We start from the raw sequence: 228 nt of genomic DNA, 5'->3' as shown, positions 1-228 counted from the left end.
AGCCATGAAGAACTGTATGGCATGTTAGATGAACAACGAGTAGATGTGATTTTTAATGATCAGTGGCAGGTTTTATCTGATGATTATGAAAGACATTTGATTGATAAAGCAACTACGATAATTGAAGTGCCACAAGGGTATACAAAGGAAGGTAGCGTTGAAATTAATACGATTGATGATTTACCGCTCATCCTAATATGCCGTGGTAAGTATACGACAGGAGAGGTA

General features: G+C 37.3%; 1 pseudogene. It reads left to right on the top strand.

The annotated features are described in order from the left end of the window. Positions 1-228 (top strand): annotated as a pseudogene (locus tag ACSV5T_RS10540) (LysR family transcriptional regulator); the annotation flags it as partial.

Origin of the sequence: Veillonella sp. ZSJB6 (genome assembly GCF_051549505.1) — a bacterium.
In the GTDB taxonomy this organism is placed as follows: domain Bacteria; phylum Bacillota; class Negativicutes; order Veillonellales; family Veillonellaceae; genus Veillonella.
The sequence above is the reverse complement of the archived record's forward strand: the minus strand, read 5'-3'. Positions and strand labels throughout refer to the sequence as shown.